Origin of the sequence: Mesorhizobium sp. M7A.F.Ca.MR.362.00.0.0, assembly GCF_004023175.1 — a bacterium.
Lineage (GTDB): Bacteria > Pseudomonadota > Alphaproteobacteria > Rhizobiales > Rhizobiaceae > Mesorhizobium.
Genome location: NZ_RZTF01001162.1, coordinates 1 through 228, shown reverse-complemented (window position 1 = coordinate 228; position 228 = coordinate 1). Strand labels below are relative to the sequence as shown.

At 64.0% G+C, this 228-nt stretch carries 1 protein-coding gene; it reads left to right on the top strand.

Annotation, left to right across the window (positions count from 1 at the left end):
- A partial coding sequence (locus EOC06_RS39490; RefSeq protein ID WP_164899124.1) for an EamA family transporter occupies positions 1 to 228 on the top strand: 228 nt, incomplete at both ends.

Sequence of the window (228 nt, the reverse complement as noted above, 5' to 3'; positions counted from 1 at the left end):
CTTCCGCATGCCGGCCTGTTCTTCCTGCTGGCGCTCACCAACAATGTCGTGCCCTTCTCGCTGATCTTCGCCGGCCAGACGGAGCTCGGAGCCGGCATCGCCTCGGTGCTCAACGCGACAACGCCGTTCTGGACGTTGATCCTCGCCAACGCGCTGACATCGGACGAAAAGCTGTCCTGGAACAAGCTCGCCGGCATTGCGCTCGGCATCGCCGGCACGGCTGTCATG